Raw genomic sequence first — 17,302 nt, forward strand, 5'->3', positions numbered from 1 at the left:
GTGATATAAATGACTAAAAAAATAATAGCAGTTAACGCAGGCCCTAGAAAAGGATGGAATACTGACACATTAATTGATGAAGCAATAAGCGGTGCAGAATCTGCCGGAGCAGAAGTGGAAAAATTCAATCTCTACCGTTTAGAAAAATACACAGGTTGCATTTCTTGCTTTGGATGTAAAAAAGAAAAATTTAAAGGACATTGCATACGCCGTGACGGATTAAAAGAAGTATTAGATGCAATTCGTGAAGCAGATGGATTAATTATAGGCTCTCCAAATTATTTAAGCGAACTAACCGCATCTTTTAGGGCACTTTATGAAAGATTGGTCTTTCAGAATTTAACATACAATGAGGAAGTTCCTTGCTGTAATGAAAATCCAATTCCAACCTTGCTCATCATGACCAGTAATGCCCCAGATGATTTTTATGAAACCTTGATTCAAAATTATAAAAATGTATTTGACTCTTTTGTAGGGCCAACAGAAGTTTTTGTTAGCGGTGAAACACTCCAGCTTAAAGATTACAGCAAAACTGACTGGCCATGGTTTTTCAATGCTGAAGAAAGATATGAAAGACACGAAACTATTTTTCCAAAAGAAAGAAAGATTGCTTTTGATAAAGGAAAAAAATTAGTATTGTAATACAAAAAACAGGTATTGGTTAATTTCACACTAAATGAAATTGCTGTTCTGATCAACATTAACGACAAGCATTAGTTAGTAGAAACTTGTTTTTTTAAAAATGGTTGATATATATGCCGAGTTAAAAATTAAATTGATTTTGAAAAGCATTACCGTTAATGAAAATTGCAAATCATTAAATTATAAGTAATTACAATAGATTCAATTTAATTAATGACTTCATTGATTATTCATATAGTGCATTATGTCTAAAAAATAGAAAGAAAAATAGGAAACTAGTTGAAAAATAAATCGGAATCCTTAATCATTAAACAGAATCTGGAAACAATATACAATACAGGCAATTCTATCAATGGACCAATTACCAGTGCTATCGAAATTAGTTCATGACCCGGAAATGAATTTATTGCAATAGCAAGTGCCAATGGAGAGTTACGTGCTAATGTAGTCATTGTTAAGCTTGCATATTCTGAATATGTGAAATTAATCCTTTCAGACAATAACAAATCAATAGCTGTATTTACAATGAAAAATATAATCAGAGGAACAAACAGAACAACAATAGAGTTTAAATTTTCAAACAATAATTCACCCTGACTTGCAAAAATGCAAAATACCGCAAGAGATAAGAACCATATCTGTAAACTACCCATTATTTCAGCTGCTTTTTCTTTTAGATTATTGTTCAATATGAATTTTGTAATTTGTGCCGCAACAAATGGGATTACAATAACTATAATAAGAGAATAGGCCAATTGTGAATAATCTAGTGAATTTGCAGTTGAAAAAAATAAAATTAAATAAAATGGAAGTAATATTATTTGCAATACAAGATTTATCGGAAGTATTGAAAGACTTAAAGTTAAATCTCCCTTTGCTATTTTTGTAAATACCAAATACCAGTCTGTGCATGGAGTTAGTATTAACATGAAAAATCCTATTAAAATATCAACATTTCCCCTTAAAAATAGTGATCCTATGAAATATCCAAATAAAGGTGTCCATAAAAAATTGATTATCAAACTTGTTGATGTGAATTTAATATTTTTAAAACTGTCTTTTAGCTCATTTAAGTCAACTTCAAGGAATAAACCATAAAGCATTAAGCATAAAAATATATTTATCAAATAATCAGTATTATCGGCTATAATTTGAATATTACTGAATAATAATCCAATAATGACAGCTGAAAATATTATTACGGGTTCCAGTTTTTCTATTAAATCCATAACATCACCAATTTAGGCATGACTAAATTTTGTATTTAATAATATATATTTTTATTTAAACTTAAAAAAAATTGGAAATATTTAATATTAATTTATAAACAAACATTAATTTATGAGTGAACAGGCCCAATGGGATTCAACACTGACATTTATTTTTGCAATGATTGGAGTTGCAATAGGTCTTGGAAATATATGGAGATTCAGTTATATAGTATACTCCAATGGAGGAGGAGCATTTTTCGTTCCTTACGTTGTTGCAATATTTCTTATGGGAATTCCATTTCTGATATTGGAATACGGCATCGGATTTTCATTTAAAAAATCATTTAGTGAGATTTTTAAATCGATTAATCCTAAATTTGAATATATAGCCTGGATTCTTATTTTCTCAATATCCATTGTGTTAATATATTATATGGTCATAATTAGCTGGGATTTATTCTATCTTGTTAAAAGTTTTACTTTTAGCTGGGGAAGCGATACTGCAGCATATTTTGTTCAAAATGTTGGGGGAAGCGAAAATCTCTCAAAAATTGGCGAATTCTTCATTCCAATAGCCGGTGGAGTGATAGCTTCATGGATTATTTTATGGTTTATCTCCCACAGGTCAATTGATAAAGGAATAGGACTTGCTTCAAAGATTTTAATACCTGCCGTATTTATCATAATGGCAATCATTGTTATTTTTGCATTAACACTGCCTGGAGCAAGTATTGGAATAAATGCTCTAATTAATCCCAATTGGAATCTTTTATGGGACATTAACATATGGATTGTTGCTTTTTCACAAATAGTTTTCTCTCTGGGAATAGGTGAAGCTTTAGCACTAACATATGCATCATACTTATCAGACAATAAAGGTTTAACCGATAATGTATTCCTTGTTGTTGCATCAAACTCCAGTTTTGAAATATTTACTGCATTTGGAGTATTTTCAATCCTAGGTTATATGTCTGCAACATCCGGAACACCAATGGTTCAATTAGTTAGTGAAGGAACAGGATTAATATTTGTAGTATTTCCAAAAATATTTAGTTTAATGGGATTTGCAGGACGCATTCTAGCACCTTTATTCTTTTTAGCAGTATTATTTGCAGGAATAAGCTCAGCATTTGCATTTTTTGAACCTATAATAGCTTCAATTTCATCAAAATCCAATATGAGCCGTAAAAAACTAGTAACCATTCTAAGTATTATCGGATGTTTATGTTCACTGATTTTCACATGCGGAATAAGCAGTTATCTTGTCGGAATTGTGGACGGATTTGTCAACAAATTCGGAATATTGCTTTTAATCGCAATCCAATGTGTAATATTTGGATGGTATTATGGTGCTGAAAAAGTAATTCCGGCATTAAATGAAAAATCAAGAATAAAAGTCGGTTTTATCTGGACAACAACCATCAAATACATTCTCCCAATATTTCTGGTAATTATCTGGTTAATTGGAATAATTGACCTGTTCATGAATGCAAATCAATTTGAATTAATTGTCGATATGACAATTATTATACTAGTTTTAGTATTATCCGCAATATTTTATAGGAAAAAATCATCGGAAAATACAATATAATCAATTAATCTAATTTATACAACCCCGACAAACTTATCAAAATTTTTAACATGCTGATAGCTAATGTAATAAATACTATACAAAAAACAAATTTTAAAAATAATTACTCTAAAAAAAGACAATACTTAAACGACAACACTGGAAAATTTAATATTCATGCTACATTTAATTATAATCAGTTCATAATTTCAATAATATTATTAAATAGTATATTAATAAATATATTATAGGGCAATAAATTTTCCAAAATTATTCATATGAACTAAATATAATATAATCAAAGTTTACTTTATGAACATGATGAATTCATAAAAAAACATCATAGACACTACAAAAAATCTCATGCCCGATTATTCGGGATTTGTGGAAAAGTCAATTGCATTTATTAATATTTCCAAAGGAATCAGATTAATAGATAAATTTTTTGAAAATTTGGAGATTTATAAAAAAAATAGAATAGGTTAAAATATGAGAGATATTGACGAGCTTAAAAAAACACCAGGACTATCGCTTAAAAGGTATTTGATACTATTCATTGCAAATTTAATAGGATTGTATTTGATTAACTTTGGATTGGATTTTAAATTAACCAACTTGAATAATGTTATCATATTCATATTCTTCATTTCTATTATTAATGCGATATTATGGCCACTTCTAACAAAGTTATTAATGCCCTTTTTTGTTTGGACTTTCGGAATAGCAGCTCTCGCTTTAAATGGAGGGCTAATTGCATTTTTCGGACCATATTTCGGTTTACACATAGAGGGAATATGGATAATTTTAACACCATTAATAATATCATTAATTTCCATTATTCTATCAACCATATTTGCAATTAAGGATGATGAATATTATCAATCTGTTTTAAGGGAAGCACAAAGGAAAAGAAAAGGAGATATTAAAGATTATCCCGGACTTATAATCGTGGAAATCGACGGGCTTGCATATGACGTTTTATGTGAAGCTATCAAAAAGGGTTATATGCCAACCGTCAAGTCAATGCTGGATAATAAAACCCATACCCTTAAAAAATGGGAAACAGATTTGTCTTCACAGACAGGAGCCAGTCAGGCAGGAATCCTGCATGGAAATAATGAAGATATCACAGCTTTTAGATGGGTTGAAAAAGAAAATGACAATCAAATAATGCAATGTTCAGGAGTTACAAAAGTCAAAATACTTGAAGAAAGAATATCTGATGGAAATGGATTGCTTGTTGAAAATGGAGCGAGCAGATCCAATCTATTTTCAGGGGATACAGACAATGTAATCTTCACTTTCAGTAAAATAACAGATATGAAAAAACTATATAACAACGCATGGTATTCCATTTTTTCAAATCCCAACAATTTCGCACGTATAGTCGTGTTGCTCATTGAAGATATGATTCATGAAATATATTCCCAATTGAAACACAAAATATTAAACATCAGACCAAGAATTTCACGAGGAATCGCATATATTCCAACAAGAGCCGGAACAAATGTATTCATGAGAGAAATCAACACCGAAACATTAATTGGGGACATGATGATTGGAGATATAGATGTTGCATATTCCACATATCTGGGTTATGATGAAATTGCACACCATTCCGGAGTTAGAGATGAAGATGCATGGTTTGCCCTTAAAGGAATGGATAAACAGATAAAACGTTTGTTTAATGGAAACAAATATTCTCCAAGAGAATATCAATTCGTAATTCAATCAGATCATGGTCAGACTAATGGTGCAACATTCAAACAGAGATACGGACAATCATTTGAAGACTTTATCAAATCGCTGATTCCTCAAGACATTAACATGTATGCGGAAATGTCTTCAAACGAAGACCATTTTGCGGAGGTATACATTCCATTTTCAGATAAAATCAAATACTTTAAAAACAAAAGAAAAGCGTATAAAGAACAAAAGTTATTAGAATCTGAAATCGTTGTTCTTGCCTCTGGAAATCTGGCTATGATTTATCTAACCCAATGGGGCCACAGACTAACATATGAAGAAATCAACGAAAAGTTTCCAGATATGATTAATAAAATCATAGATAATGAATACATAGGATTTGTTTTAGTCCGTTCATCACAAAAAGGAGACATGGCAATAGGTAAAAACGGAACATACTACCTGGATACTGATGAAATTGAAGGAGAAAATCCACTCAAAGGATTTGGAAACAATATTGTTCAACATTTAAAAAGAAACAGTTCATTTAAATACACACCTGACATTTTGGTCAACAGCTTTTATGATGCTGAAAATGATGAGGTTTGTGCCTTTGAAGAGCTGGTTGGAAGCCATGGAGGAGTTGGAGGAAGCCAATCCGAACCATTTATTTTATATCCTTCAGAATGGAATCTTCCCGATGAAGAAATTGTAGGTGCTGAAAACATCTACAGAATACTGAAAACAAATTTAGGCAATATTAAAAAAAGTGGTGAAACTGATAAGTGATTTATCTTGTTCATGATTATGGACTTATTACATATCATGTTTTACACTTTATTATTATTTTTTTAATTCAATTATTGTAAATATTATTATAACCCACATAAAAGTTTTTTTTAAATCTAATTTTATGAATATCACTATAAAAGCATATACATTAACATATTATCCTAAGAATCCCCTACTCAATTTATAAGAAGAAGTTCAAAAATGACAATAAAAATTTAAATACTGAATAAATATTGTTTTCACATTTACAGGTATAAATATTAATTTAATACTATTTACTGAATTTTTTAAAAAAAATTTATATAATATCTTCTAGAAAAATAAAGATATGGAAATAACTTTGGAGAGTATTAGTCAGATTTTTATAAAATCCAAAAGGTATTGGTTAATCTATTTAATATTCATTGCTATTACCTGCTTGTCTACACTTTCAGCAAAGAACTTCGTGAAGCCAGAGTTTGTTATAACCACATTTTTAATCGTTGCAGTATTGGGTATAATCTGCATTGTTTATTATTTCATGCATGACTCTGAAAATGAACTGTATAAGGTTGCATTTGTAATCATACTTTGTTTTGGAATGATGTCTTCATTAATTGTGCCTATTGTAGATGTCAGCGATGAATTGGAGCATCTTACACGAGCAGAAATCACGTCTCAGGGAGTGATATTCCCCCATTGGGAGAGCGGTCCAAACAATCTCAACAGATTGTACAACCATACTTCTGAAGGAAAGTACAGCACCGCACTTAATAAGGATGTGGGTTTCAGGACATCGGAAAGCCATATGTTTTTCCTAAACAACCGGGAAAATACTGTTTTTGACACGCCCGGAGATACAGACAAGATTTCCAATTCAACAATACTTGACGGATCCGCCTTTGAGCAAAATCCGTTTTACGGATACCTTCCTCAAGCAATTGGTGTTTTTTTAGCCAAACTTTTTGATATGAATGTAATTTGGATGCTTTGGCTTGGCAGGATATTCAATTTAATTTCTTATGCATTTTTAATTTCTTTGGCTATTAAAAAGGCACCTGTGTTAAAAATTCCGCTTTTGGCCGTTGCCTGCATACCTCTTTCGATTTATCAGGCCGCTTCAGTAAGTATAGATTCAATGGTAATCGGTTTGGGCATACTTACAATAGCATATTTCCTATATCTGTATAAGGCAAGTCCACAATCTCTTGATACCAAACATGTTGCGCTATTTTGCGGACTTTCATTGCTTTTAGGTCTTTGCAAGTTGCCTTATCTCGCATTCGTGTTTTTGATATTGCTGGTTCCTAAGGAGAACTTCAAAGATAAGAATATCTTAAGGTACATGCTTTTGGGCATTTTGATTGTTGCCTTTGCAGGAGTATTGTGGAGCACATATTCCGAACCTGCTTTGATGCATTCATGGAGATCAAAACTTAATTATATGAACCCTGCATTGCAGGCAGAATATCTGATAAACAATCCACTTGCCATTTTAAACTTTTTAAGGTTGATTTTCACACAAACTTTAGGCATTACAGTAAATGGTCTGTTCAATTTCTTTGCAGCAGGCAGCGCATATCATTATTCAGACCATTATACACTCATTACAGTATTCCTATGGATATTTCTGGCATTCACATTACTGTTCTATCCAAATAAATCCAAGTTCAATTCGAAGGCAAGATTAGGTTCGCTTCTGATACTGCTAATGGTATATGTTGGAACATGCTTTATTCAGCTTTTGACATGGGCAGATGTGGGAAATACAAATATAGGAGTCAGTACAAGGTACTTTTTACCGCTGTTTGCATTGCTTCCCATCATAGTGCCATTCAGCATAAGAAAACTGGATGAATTCAAGGAGAGTTATGATAAATATGCAATGATTTTCATCATTGGTTTTATGGCCACTTTAATATTGGCTTTTGCAACAAAATATTATTTGATTTAGAGGGGAAAAATGAGTTTAAATGAATTTAAGGATGTATTAATTTCATCAAAAAAGTATTGGCTGATTTATTTGATCTTAATAATTGTTTTGGGTCTTTCAACCATTACATATAAAAATGTATTGCACCCAAATTTTGAGATTAACACATTAATACTTGTTGCGGTTTTGGGGATTCTCTGCATAGTGTATTATTTCATGCACAATTCAGATAAGGAATTGTACAAGGTTGCTTTTGTAATTATACTATGCTTTGGAATTATTACATCATTTATAGTGCCACTCTGCGATGTCAGTGACGAAACAGAACATCTTGCAAGAGCGGAGTTGACTTCAAGAGGAATAATAATTCCTCACTGGACAGGAGAGGATTTAGGTGTTGACAGGGCTTACAATGTATCATCATCCCATAAGGCGGCAGTGTATAATAAAGGTGCTGGATTCGTATCTATTGAAGCAGTAAATTATTTAACGGATCCCTTGGGTGTAACTGTGTATAATACGCCTTATGATACGCAAAAAATTGATTATACTCCAACAATAATCGTTTCCGCTTTCGAACAAAATCCGTTTTACGGATACCTTCCTCAAGCTATAGGTATGGACATTGCCAAATTATTGGATTTAAACGTAGTTTGGATGCTGTGGCTTGGACGGATTCTTAATCTTATGCTTTATGCAGGATTAATATCTTTGGCTATTAAAAAGACCCCCGTTTTAAAAATGCCTTTGCTTGCCGTTTCATGTATACCAATTTCAATCTATCAGGCATCTTCGTTAAGTATAGATTCCATGATAATTGGTCTTGCAATACTTGCCATTGCATACTTCCTATACTTATATAAAGCCGAGAAAAACTCGCTTGGAGTCAAGGAAGTGGTAATATTCTCTGCATTATGCCTGATTCTAGGCCTCTGTAAGTTACCGTATCTGGCATTAATATTCCTATTGCTGCTGATTCCATTCGACAACTTTGAAAAAGGTAAAAAAATCATCCCATATATGATTTTATGTATAGCCCTTGTCGGAATAATCGGAGTTCTATGGAGCAGATATTCACAACCTGCACTTATGCATTCCTGGAGATCCAGACTCAAGTACCTCGATCCGACAGGACAGATGAACTATGTCATGACACATCCGATATTTATTGGAAGGTTCTTTACCCAGATATTCACATATAACATAGCCAAGATTCTATACGGCACATTCAATTTCTTCGGAGCGGCCCAAAAGACACATTATTCAGACAGCTACCACTTGATAGTAGCTACATTATTGCTGTTTTTGGCTGTGATGTTACTTGCCTATCCGAAAAAAATAAAATTCGACAAAAAGACCAAAATTGGAGCATTATTCATTGTACTGATAATATATGTTGGAACCTGCTTCATCCAGCTTTTGACATGGGCAAGTGTTGGAAAGTTAAATCTAGGTCTTTCAACACGGTATTTCGTACCTTTATTTGCCATGTTCCCAATTATTGGAACATTTAGGATAGGGCGACTGGAAAGGAATAAGGATGAACTTGACAAGTATGCGATGGTTTTCATTATCGCATTCATGGCAGTCATGGTTTTATCTTTCGCTACGAAATACTATTAATTTTTAAAACAAAGGAATTAGAGAGTCGGATGTTAATCTCTAATTTCAACCTTCATTATTATTTTTTTGATGAGAACTATTTAATCTCAAACGAACATCCAACATTATATATATGAACGAGTTACATATTTATATCAATCAAACAATCAAGGAACCTTCTTGGATTCCTTTAATTATTGTTTGTTTGGATTCATTTATTATAACATTGGATACTACATTCATGAATGTTAGTATTCCTTCATTTGTTAAAACCAATGTGATTTAGATGACAAATATGAATAAAACAATTAATGAACATTCATGGATTCCACTTATAGTGGTAGCCCTTGCTTCCTTTATTATAGCTTTAGATGCTACATTCATGAATGTAAGTATTTCTCAACTTGTTGCTGATTTAAATACTGAAGTGAGTACCGTTCAAACAATCATGTCGTTTTATACTCTCATCACTGCTGCATTCATGTTGCTCAGTGCCAAGCTTCAGGACATAGTTGGTAAAAAGAAACTGTTTTTAATCGGTGCTGTACTTTACGGTATCGGTACAATGATTGCAGCAATAAGTTCCAGTGCTGAAATATTATTTATCGGATGGGCAGTGATAGAAGGTATTGCCGGGGCATTAATGCTACCTGCCACCGTTTCTATAGTAAGTGGAACATATTCCGGTGAGAAACGTACAATTTCTTTGGCAATCGTTGGTGTTATGGGTGCGTTTGCGTCTGCTATCGGCCCACTCTTCGGAGGAGTTATGACAACATTCTTAAGTTGGAGATACGGATTTGCATGCGAATTAATAATCGTTATCCTTATTTTAGTACTGCAAAACAGAATACCTCATTTCGAACCGACTGAATCTAAAAGTGAATTGGACATTTCAGGTGCTATTATTTCATTTATAGGCCTTATTTTGTTAGTTATTGGTATTTTATCCCTTACTCATGATTTTAATACTAGCATAGCTGTAATAATTTTGGGCATGGCTGTCTTGGCAACCTTTGCATGGTTTGAACTCAGAAGAAAAAGGAATGGTAAAGTGCCATTGCTTGATATTGAATTATTTAAGGACAGAAACTTACGTGTGGGTACCGCCATAATGATATTATGCTATCTTATAATGGAGGGAGGATTGTTTGCAGTTTCTCTCTATCTGCAAAGCGTATTGAAATTAAATGCATTCAATACTGGTTTGACTATACTTCCGTTGACTATTGGATTGCTTATTTTCGCAACGCTGGCTCCGGCATTATCAGAAAAACTGAGTCACAAGAAAATCATGGCAATAGGAAGTATAATGTCAATCATCGGATGTCTGATTTTAAGCTATCAGTTTAGACTGGATACCTCACCTCTAGAGTTCATACCAGGAATGTTTATATTAGGAGCAGGATTTGGTTTTATAATGGGTTTAAGTGTGGATATTTCATTAACCAATGTTCCTGATGAAAGTCAAAATAATGCATCAGGTGTTACTTCAACAGGAGAATCATTAGGAGAGTCAATGGGTACAGCAATTATCGGAATAATTCTAATTCTTGGAGTTTTTGGAGGCATTTCTAATGCAGTCGATATCTATGCCCCAGAATATTCAGATAATGAAACATTCCAGATTGAAGTTTTTGATAGCTTTGAAAAAATGGATACTGTAAACGGTGTTGAAGTGGACATTCTAAACACCATTATTCAGGAGGCCATGGCATTCGTAATGATAGTAACAGCCATACTGATGGCAATTGTTTTTGTTCTGATACTGCGGCTGAAGGATATGAAGATTGAAAACAAATGAGAGTTTATCTCTCATTTACATTGCCTTAATCATTAACTTATTACCAACATTCTTTTATTTATCAGAAGTATTGCCTTAACAATAATGGGTGAATTAGACCCATACAATGAGTAGAGTTGTTTTGAATGTATCAACTAGTAAAAATCTATTTTGAATTACAAATTAGAAAGTAAAATTTTTATAAAATTAGAATTAAACGAATTTAAATTTGATTTTAAAAAAAAATAATTAATAATAGTGAAAATTATTCCACTACTATTTTTCCTTAAACTTATTGGATTTTCCTTTACTGTCTTGAATTATACAGATATTATCTTTCAAGATACCTATTTATCATCAGAAGAATCTGCAATTTCAGGAGCGGCAGTTTTCATAAACATGCCTAAGAACTGATTCAAGAATTCTGATAAATCAAAACCATACATATCCAAGATGGATAAAATAACTTCAATATCAAATCCAGCTACATCCAGACTAGTTAATAAAGCAGACATATCAAGTTCATCTACATCAAAACTAACTATTAGTCCGGACATATCAAGTTCATCCCAGTTAATATAACCTACTTTTAACAAAGCGTTAGCAGCAGTCATGACAAATTCAGAATTACGTAATATGTCAATAACATCTGACAATCTAATTTCAGAGAGGTCATAACCTTTCAAATTAATATCCAAACTATCAAAATCAATATCCACTGAACCAACCACTTCAGATAAGTCAAGCACTACTGCATCTAAACAGGAATAATCACAGTTTTCAAGCATAGCAGCTAAATCAAAGTCTGGATTTTCAAACATCTCTGAAATAGCAGTAAGGTCATCAAGGGATATATTGAAACTGGCTAATAAAGCAGACATGTCAATATTTTCAAAGTCGATACTTTTTATTAATCCTTCTAAATCAAGGTCATCTATTTCAAGACCTGCTAATTTTAACAAGACTGCAACAGTAGACATGTCAAACTCATAATTATTGAAGATATCAATAAGGTCAGATAAGCTAATTGCAGACACGTCATAATCGGACAGGTCAATACCTAAAGCAGCCAAATCAATGCCTAATGAATCAATCAATCCAGATAAATCAAGCACAATTGCACCGAAACAGGAATAATCAAAGTTTCTAAATATTGCATCTAAATCAATGTCAGAATTAGTGAATATTTCTAAAATCTTTGAAAGGTCATCGCTGGATAAATTAAGACCAGCTAATATAGCAGATATGTCAAAGTTTTCAACATCAAAACTGGCTATTAAACCTTCCAAATCAAGATCATCTACATCAACGCCCACTAATTTTAACAAGGCCGCAAGGGTAGACATGTCAAACTCGCAATTATTAAGGATATCAATAAGATCTGACAATTTGATTGCAGATAAATCATAATCAGACAGGTCAATGCCTAAATCAGCTAAATCAATACCTAATGAATCAATTAAACCGCTTAAATTAAGTTCAATTGCACCGAAACAGGAATGATCACAGTTTTCAAATACAGCATCTAAATTAAGGTCCGGATTATTGAATATTTCTATAATAGCAGAAAGGTCCTCGCTTGATATATTAAGACTTGCTAATACAGGAGATATGTCAAAGTTTTCAGCATCAAAACTGGCAATTAAACTGGACACATCAAGTCCGCCAATGTCAATACTGGATAAGTCAAACTCGGACATGTCATAATCAGGATTATTAAAGATACCGATAAGATCTGGCAGACTAATTGCAGAGAAGTCATAATCGGACTCATCAATACCAAATTCAGCTAAATCAATGCCTGCGGAATCAATCAATCCTGATAAATCAAGCACCATTCCATCCAAACTTGAATAATCACAGTTTTCAAACATGCTTTCCCAATCAATGTCTGAATTTTCAAACATGGAGGTAATGCCTTCAATATCCAATTTTTCTAAATTAAGACTGGCTAATAAACTGGACATGTCAAAGTTTTCAGCATCAAAACTGGTAATTAAACCTTCTAAATCAAGTTTTTCCACATCAAGACCTAATAATTTTAACACTGCGGAAATAGTAGCCATGTCAAACTCAGAATTATTAAATATTTCCATAATTTCTGACAATTTTATTGCAGACACATCATAATCAGACAGGTCAATACCTAAAGCAGCCAAATCAATGCCTAATGAATCAATCAATCCAGATAAATTAAGCTCAATTGCATCCAAACAGGAATAATCAAAGTTTTCAAATATTTTTTCAAAGTCAAGGTCTGAATTATTGAACATGTCAATAATAGCAGAAATATCCTCAAGGGATATATTAAGACTTGCTAATAAAGCAGATATGTCAAAGTTTTCAGCATCAAAACTTTTTATTAAACCTTCCAAATCAAGTTCATCAACGTCAATACCTAATAATTTTAACACTGCGGAAATAGTGGACATATCAAACTCAAAAGTATCTAGGATAGCCATAATTTCTGACAATCTAATTGCAGATAAATCAAGATTTTCTATGTCAATACCTAAAGCAGCCAAATCAATGCCTAATGAATCAATCAATCCTGATAAATCAAGCACAATTGTGTCTAAAATTGAATAATCAAAGTTTTCAAATATTTTTCCTAAGTCAAGGTCTGAATTTTCTAGCATGTCTAAAATAGCAGAAATATCCTCGCTGGATAAATTAAGACTAGCTAATAAACCTGATATATCAAAGTTTTCAAAGTCTATTTTAATTACTATAGTGGACAGGTCAATATTTTCTAAGCCACTAGTTAATAAATTTAAAACAGATGTAATGGCAGGAATGCTAAACACGGAATTATTCAATGCATCAACAATTTCCGGCACGCTGATTGCAGACACATCATAATCGGACAGGTCAATACCAAACTCGGCTAAATCAATGCCTGCGGAATCAATCAATCCTGATAAATCAAGCACAATTGAGTCTAAACTTGAATAATCAAAGTTCTCAAATATGCCTGCTATACCAGAGGCTAAATCTGATATGCCTGCACTAGACATGTCATCAGCATCGACGAAGGAACCTTTATAAAAGCTAGACATATTCCTAGTGTAAGTATCAATATCAAATCCTGAACTTAAAAGAGCAGCAAGGGCTAATAAATCCATTTGATAAACATCTAAAGGAGATATATGACCAACCATATTAACAGGGAATTCACCATCATCAGTAGTATTTTTAAAGTTAACACAATCAATATTTAACATTGGGAACAATTCATCGAAAGTTACACCAACAAAATCAAAACTATCCATACCAATAACTACATCAAAACTACTTGCATCTACAATAGGGTCAAGACACACATTTACATTATCCATATTAACATGAACATCATCAAAGTTTGTGTACTTGAAATCAGCCATGGATACAGATAACTCAAGATCGGATAAATTTAAATCGGCAAGTGCAATATTCAGATTTAAATCAGATACGCTTACCTTATAGTCTTTGCTTATGAGATTTAATGAAGGTAAGTTTATGGATATATTTAGTTTTTGTTCGTCCGCTCCTATTGCCATATTGAAGTCAAGATTCTCAAAGTTGAAAGTTCCATTATTAAAGTTAGGATATAAAAAGTTGCTTATTTTAACATCTAAAGTTATACCGTTTTCATCAGGGAAAGCTTTGAATATGAAATCAAGGTCTTTTAAATTTATGTAATCTCTTTCAGTTATTACCTCCAAACTATTCAAAAGTGCTGAAAGTTCAAGACTTTTTGAAACTGAACTTGGCAGAATAGATAAATCAAGACCTTTAAATGTAAATACAGTACTTTCAAAGTCAGTATAGGAAACTTCAGGAATATTCATTTTTAAATCAACATTTGAAGAATCTGAAGCAGCTACAATTGACATAGTGGAATCAGACATGCTCAAACCGTTTTGGGTAAAACCTTCAATATTTAAGCTGGTATCCCCTCCCTCGGAGATTTTGTCCTTAATAGCTAACTCATCATAATTAATCCCAAAGCCGCTAAGTGCAGAAGTTACAGGGTCTTCAGCAACTTGAGGAGATAAATCTACTTTTTCAACTTCACTTTCTTCATTGGATGCTTCACCGAAATCATCATTCAATATAGGTAAAACTCTTTCAACGAGATCTTTCTTTTTACCTGAAGTACTTAGACCGTTTTCTTTTAAGATGACTCTTAATTCTGCAACGGTGTATTTATTAGATACTTCCTTGGCAGTTAATACTTCAAAATTTGAATCTTCCTCAGATTCAACATTTAAATTTTTTTTCTTTTTAGTCATAATATCATTTCCATAAACGAGCCTATAATAAATAATTTTATTTGTATAATATTTAAATTTGTTGATATAATTTAAACATTATTTAATTTATAATTCTTAAAATAAACAAAATATTATAAAATTAATATATTTATTTAAATTATTGAAAATTTTTTTAAAAAAAAAAATTCAATTATAATTTAGTCGGAAAAAATTAAAAAAAATATCAAAATTGAACAGAATAATATACAAAATTTCCATAATTATAACATTGAAAAATATAATTAATAAAAAAAATAAAAAATTAAAAAAATATAAAAATTATTGTACAATTTAATAAAATTTATATTATATACCTGCAATATTCACTCACAGTGGGAATTGAATTGCGAAGTCAAGAACACAATTATTTTTATCTTAAAACTACAATCATCAAAAATCCAACATATGCTCATATTTATCCAGCAATACATATTTTGTTAAAATATTTCCCATTTATCTTTTAAAAATGCTTTTGTTTCAATCAGAAAATTTATCTTAAATTTGGAAAATTCCTAATTCTGTATACTGCTGTCGGACATGCCAAAATGAAACATACCACTGAAGTGATAAGAAGCAAAAGCCCAGATCCTGCATCAACAAAGATTCCCCCGATGAAAATTCCGACTGCTCTGTTCATGTTGTTGATAAACAAGTATGCTCCATTTGCAAACTCAGGTGCTTCCCTTATTGATGAGCTCAGCCAGTATTGAGAAATCGTATGCATTGAACCATCCAAAAGTCCAAAAATAATCAATAATACGAATGTATATCCAGGCACCTCGATTCCAAGACCTAAAAATATAACAACAACTGCAAAAACAATCGGATAAATTGCAATTGGAAGATTGTTCCATTTATTAATGAAATATCCAAAAAGACTTGTTCCACAAACGGCCGCTATACCGTTGGCGAATAAAAATGTTGATATTGAGTCAACGGGAACCTTGGTGAGAACTGCCAATACAGTGGAAAAATAATTGTAAATCATACTTATTGCAACACCTATAAATATAGTGAAAAGCAGGGATACTAAAAAACGTTTTTCCTTTGCAAAACTGAAGTTTTCAATGGGATTGCTTGGGTGACCTTCCATTTCAGGAAGCAGCAGCCAAATTCCAACCAATGCCAAAACATTAACCATAAAAAGCCATACATTTACAAAAGGATATCCGAATGTCACACCGACCTGTGTGGATATTGACAATCCCAATATGGATCCTGCAGACACACCTAAAACAATCTTGTTAACACTATCAGGATTCAATTCGCCCATTACAGTTAAGGCAATACTGATTGCCGATGAATAGAAGAATGCGGGAATCAACCTGATTAACAAGGCAAGATAAAAATTATCAATAAAAATCTGGAGGAAACTGCTTAATATGAAAACCAATAAAGAAATTATGAAAAATCTCTTTCTTTCATATTTGGAAAAATAGGACGGCAAGAATAAACCTGTAACACTTAATATCAGCGCAAACAATGCAACGAACAGACTGGCCATAGTTATCGGAACGCTGAAATATTCTGCAATCAATGGAATTATACCTGCAATACTTAAAAATGTTGACAGTGAAAAAGCCATCAAAAACAAACTGAGAGTAACTTTCTTAGACATGTCCCTAACATTCCCATTTTACGTTAAATATCTTTCAATGGATTATAATATTATATTACATAATAATTATATAAAAAACTATTCAAAATCTTGACTGACTATAAAAGAACTGGAATAACACAATTCCAAAATGTCACTGACATTTACTTTTGAAAACCATTGATGTAAACAAATGGACTGAAAAAAGACAC

The 17,302-nt window shown here is 32.1% G+C and carries 10 protein-coding genes; 7 read left to right on the forward strand and 3 right to left on the reverse strand.

The window, feature by feature from the left end; all coding sequences use genetic code 11:
- Positions 1–9: 9 nt before the first annotated feature.
- Positions 10–642, forward strand: coding sequence for a flavodoxin family protein (locus tag QZU75_RS03295; protein ID WP_296881528.1), 633 nt, complete (start codon positions 10–12; stop codon positions 640–642).
- Positions 643–917: 275 nt separating this feature from the next.
- Here the strand turns inward: QZU75_RS03295 and QZU75_RS03300 are convergent, their stop codons facing one another.
- Positions 918–1,871, reverse strand: coding sequence for an arsenic resistance protein (locus QZU75_RS03300; RefSeq protein WP_296881529.1), 954 nt, complete (start codon positions 1,869–1,871; stop codon positions 918–920).
- Positions 1,872–1,983: 112 nt separating this feature from the next.
- Between QZU75_RS03300 and QZU75_RS03305 the strand changes: the two genes are divergently transcribed.
- The 6 genes from QZU75_RS03305 (at position 1,984) to QZU75_RS03330 (ending at position 11,219) form a co-directional block, all read left to right on the forward strand.
- Positions 1,984–3,444 (forward strand): sodium-dependent transporter, encoded by a 1,461-nt coding sequence (locus QZU75_RS03305; protein WP_296881530.1) that lies wholly within the window; start codon positions 1,984–1,986, stop codon positions 3,442–3,444.
- Between the two features lie 468 nt (positions 3,445–3,912).
- Positions 3,913–5,898 carry a phage holin family protein gene (locus tag QZU75_RS03310; protein WP_296881531.1) on the forward strand — a complete coding sequence of 662 codons (1,986 nt, stop codon included), beginning with the start codon at positions 3,913–3,915 and terminating at the stop codon, positions 5,896–5,898.
- Positions 5,899–6,229: 331 nt separating this feature from the next.
- Positions 6,230–7,834, forward strand: a complete 1,605-nt coding sequence (locus tag QZU75_RS03315) for a DUF2142 domain-containing protein (protein ID WP_296881532.1) — start codon at positions 6,230–6,232, stop codon at positions 7,832–7,834.
- Between the two features lie 195 nt (positions 7,835–8,029).
- Complete coding sequence (locus tag QZU75_RS03320) at positions 8,030–9,436, forward strand: DUF2142 domain-containing protein (RefSeq protein ID WP_296881553.1); 1,407 nt, start codon at positions 8,030–8,032, stop codon at positions 9,434–9,436.
- A 112-nt stretch (positions 9,437–9,548) separates the two neighbouring features.
- Positions 9,549–9,701: a hypothetical protein gene (locus tag QZU75_RS03325; RefSeq protein WP_296881533.1), complete on the forward strand. Its 153-nt coding sequence runs from the start codon at positions 9,549–9,551 to the stop codon at positions 9,699–9,701.
- A gap of 96 nt (positions 9,702–9,797) precedes the next feature.
- Positions 9,798–11,219 (forward strand): MFS transporter, encoded by a 1,422-nt coding sequence (locus QZU75_RS03330; protein WP_394350229.1) that lies wholly within the window; start codon positions 9,798–9,800, stop codon positions 11,217–11,219.
- 326 nt (positions 11,220–11,545) lie between these two features.
- Here QZU75_RS03330 and QZU75_RS03335 read toward each other — a convergent pair whose 3' ends face one another.
- Positions 11,546–15,472 carry an SAP domain-containing protein gene (locus tag QZU75_RS03335; protein ID WP_296881535.1) on the reverse strand — a complete coding sequence of 1,309 codons (3,927 nt, stop codon included), beginning with the start codon at positions 15,470–15,472 and terminating at the stop codon, positions 11,546–11,548.
- A gap of 511 nt (positions 15,473–15,983) precedes the next feature.
- Complete coding sequence (locus tag QZU75_RS03340) at positions 15,984–17,111, reverse strand: MFS transporter (protein ID WP_296881536.1); 1,128 nt, start codon at positions 17,109–17,111, stop codon at positions 15,984–15,986.
- Positions 17,112–17,302 lie beyond the last annotated feature (191 nt).

This window comes from uncultured Methanobrevibacter sp. (assembly GCF_902764455.1).
GTDB lineage: Archaea > Methanobacteriota > Methanobacteria > Methanobacteriales > Methanobacteriaceae > Methanocatella.

Bases quoted from the DNA above. Each gene is read 5' to 3' on its own strand.
- QZU75_RS03300 (WP_296881529.1), bottom strand. From the start codon at position 1,871: ATGGATTTAATAGAAAAACTGGAACCCGTAATAATATTTTCAGCTGTC.
- QZU75_RS03330 (WP_394350229.1), top strand. From the start codon at position 9,798: ATGAATGTAAGTATTTCTCAACTTGTTGCTGATTTAAATACTGAAGTG.
- QZU75_RS03320 (WP_296881553.1), top strand. From the start codon at position 8,030: ATGCACAATTCAGATAAGGAATTGTACAAGGTTGCTTTTGTAATTATA.
- QZU75_RS03295 (WP_296881528.1), top strand. From the start codon at position 10: ATGACTAAAAAAATAATAGCAGTTAACGCAGGCCCTAGAAAAGGATGG.
- QZU75_RS03305 (WP_296881530.1), top strand. From the start codon at position 1,984: ATGAGTGAACAGGCCCAATGGGATTCAACACTGACATTTATTTTTGCA.
- QZU75_RS03340 (WP_296881536.1), bottom strand. From the start codon at position 17,111: ATGTCTAAGAAAGTTACTCTCAGTTTGTTTTTGATGGCTTTTTCACTG.
- QZU75_RS03325 (WP_296881533.1), top strand. From the start codon at position 9,549: ATGAACGAGTTACATATTTATATCAATCAAACAATCAAGGAACCTTCT.
- QZU75_RS03315 (WP_296881532.1), top strand. From the start codon at position 6,230: ATGGAAATAACTTTGGAGAGTATTAGTCAGATTTTTATAAAATCCAAA.
- QZU75_RS03310 (WP_296881531.1), top strand. From the start codon at position 3,913: ATGAGAGATATTGACGAGCTTAAAAAAACACCAGGACTATCGCTTAAA.
- QZU75_RS03335 (WP_296881535.1), bottom strand. From the start codon at position 15,472: ATGACTAAAAAGAAAAAAAATTTAAATGTTGAATCTGAGGAAGATTCA.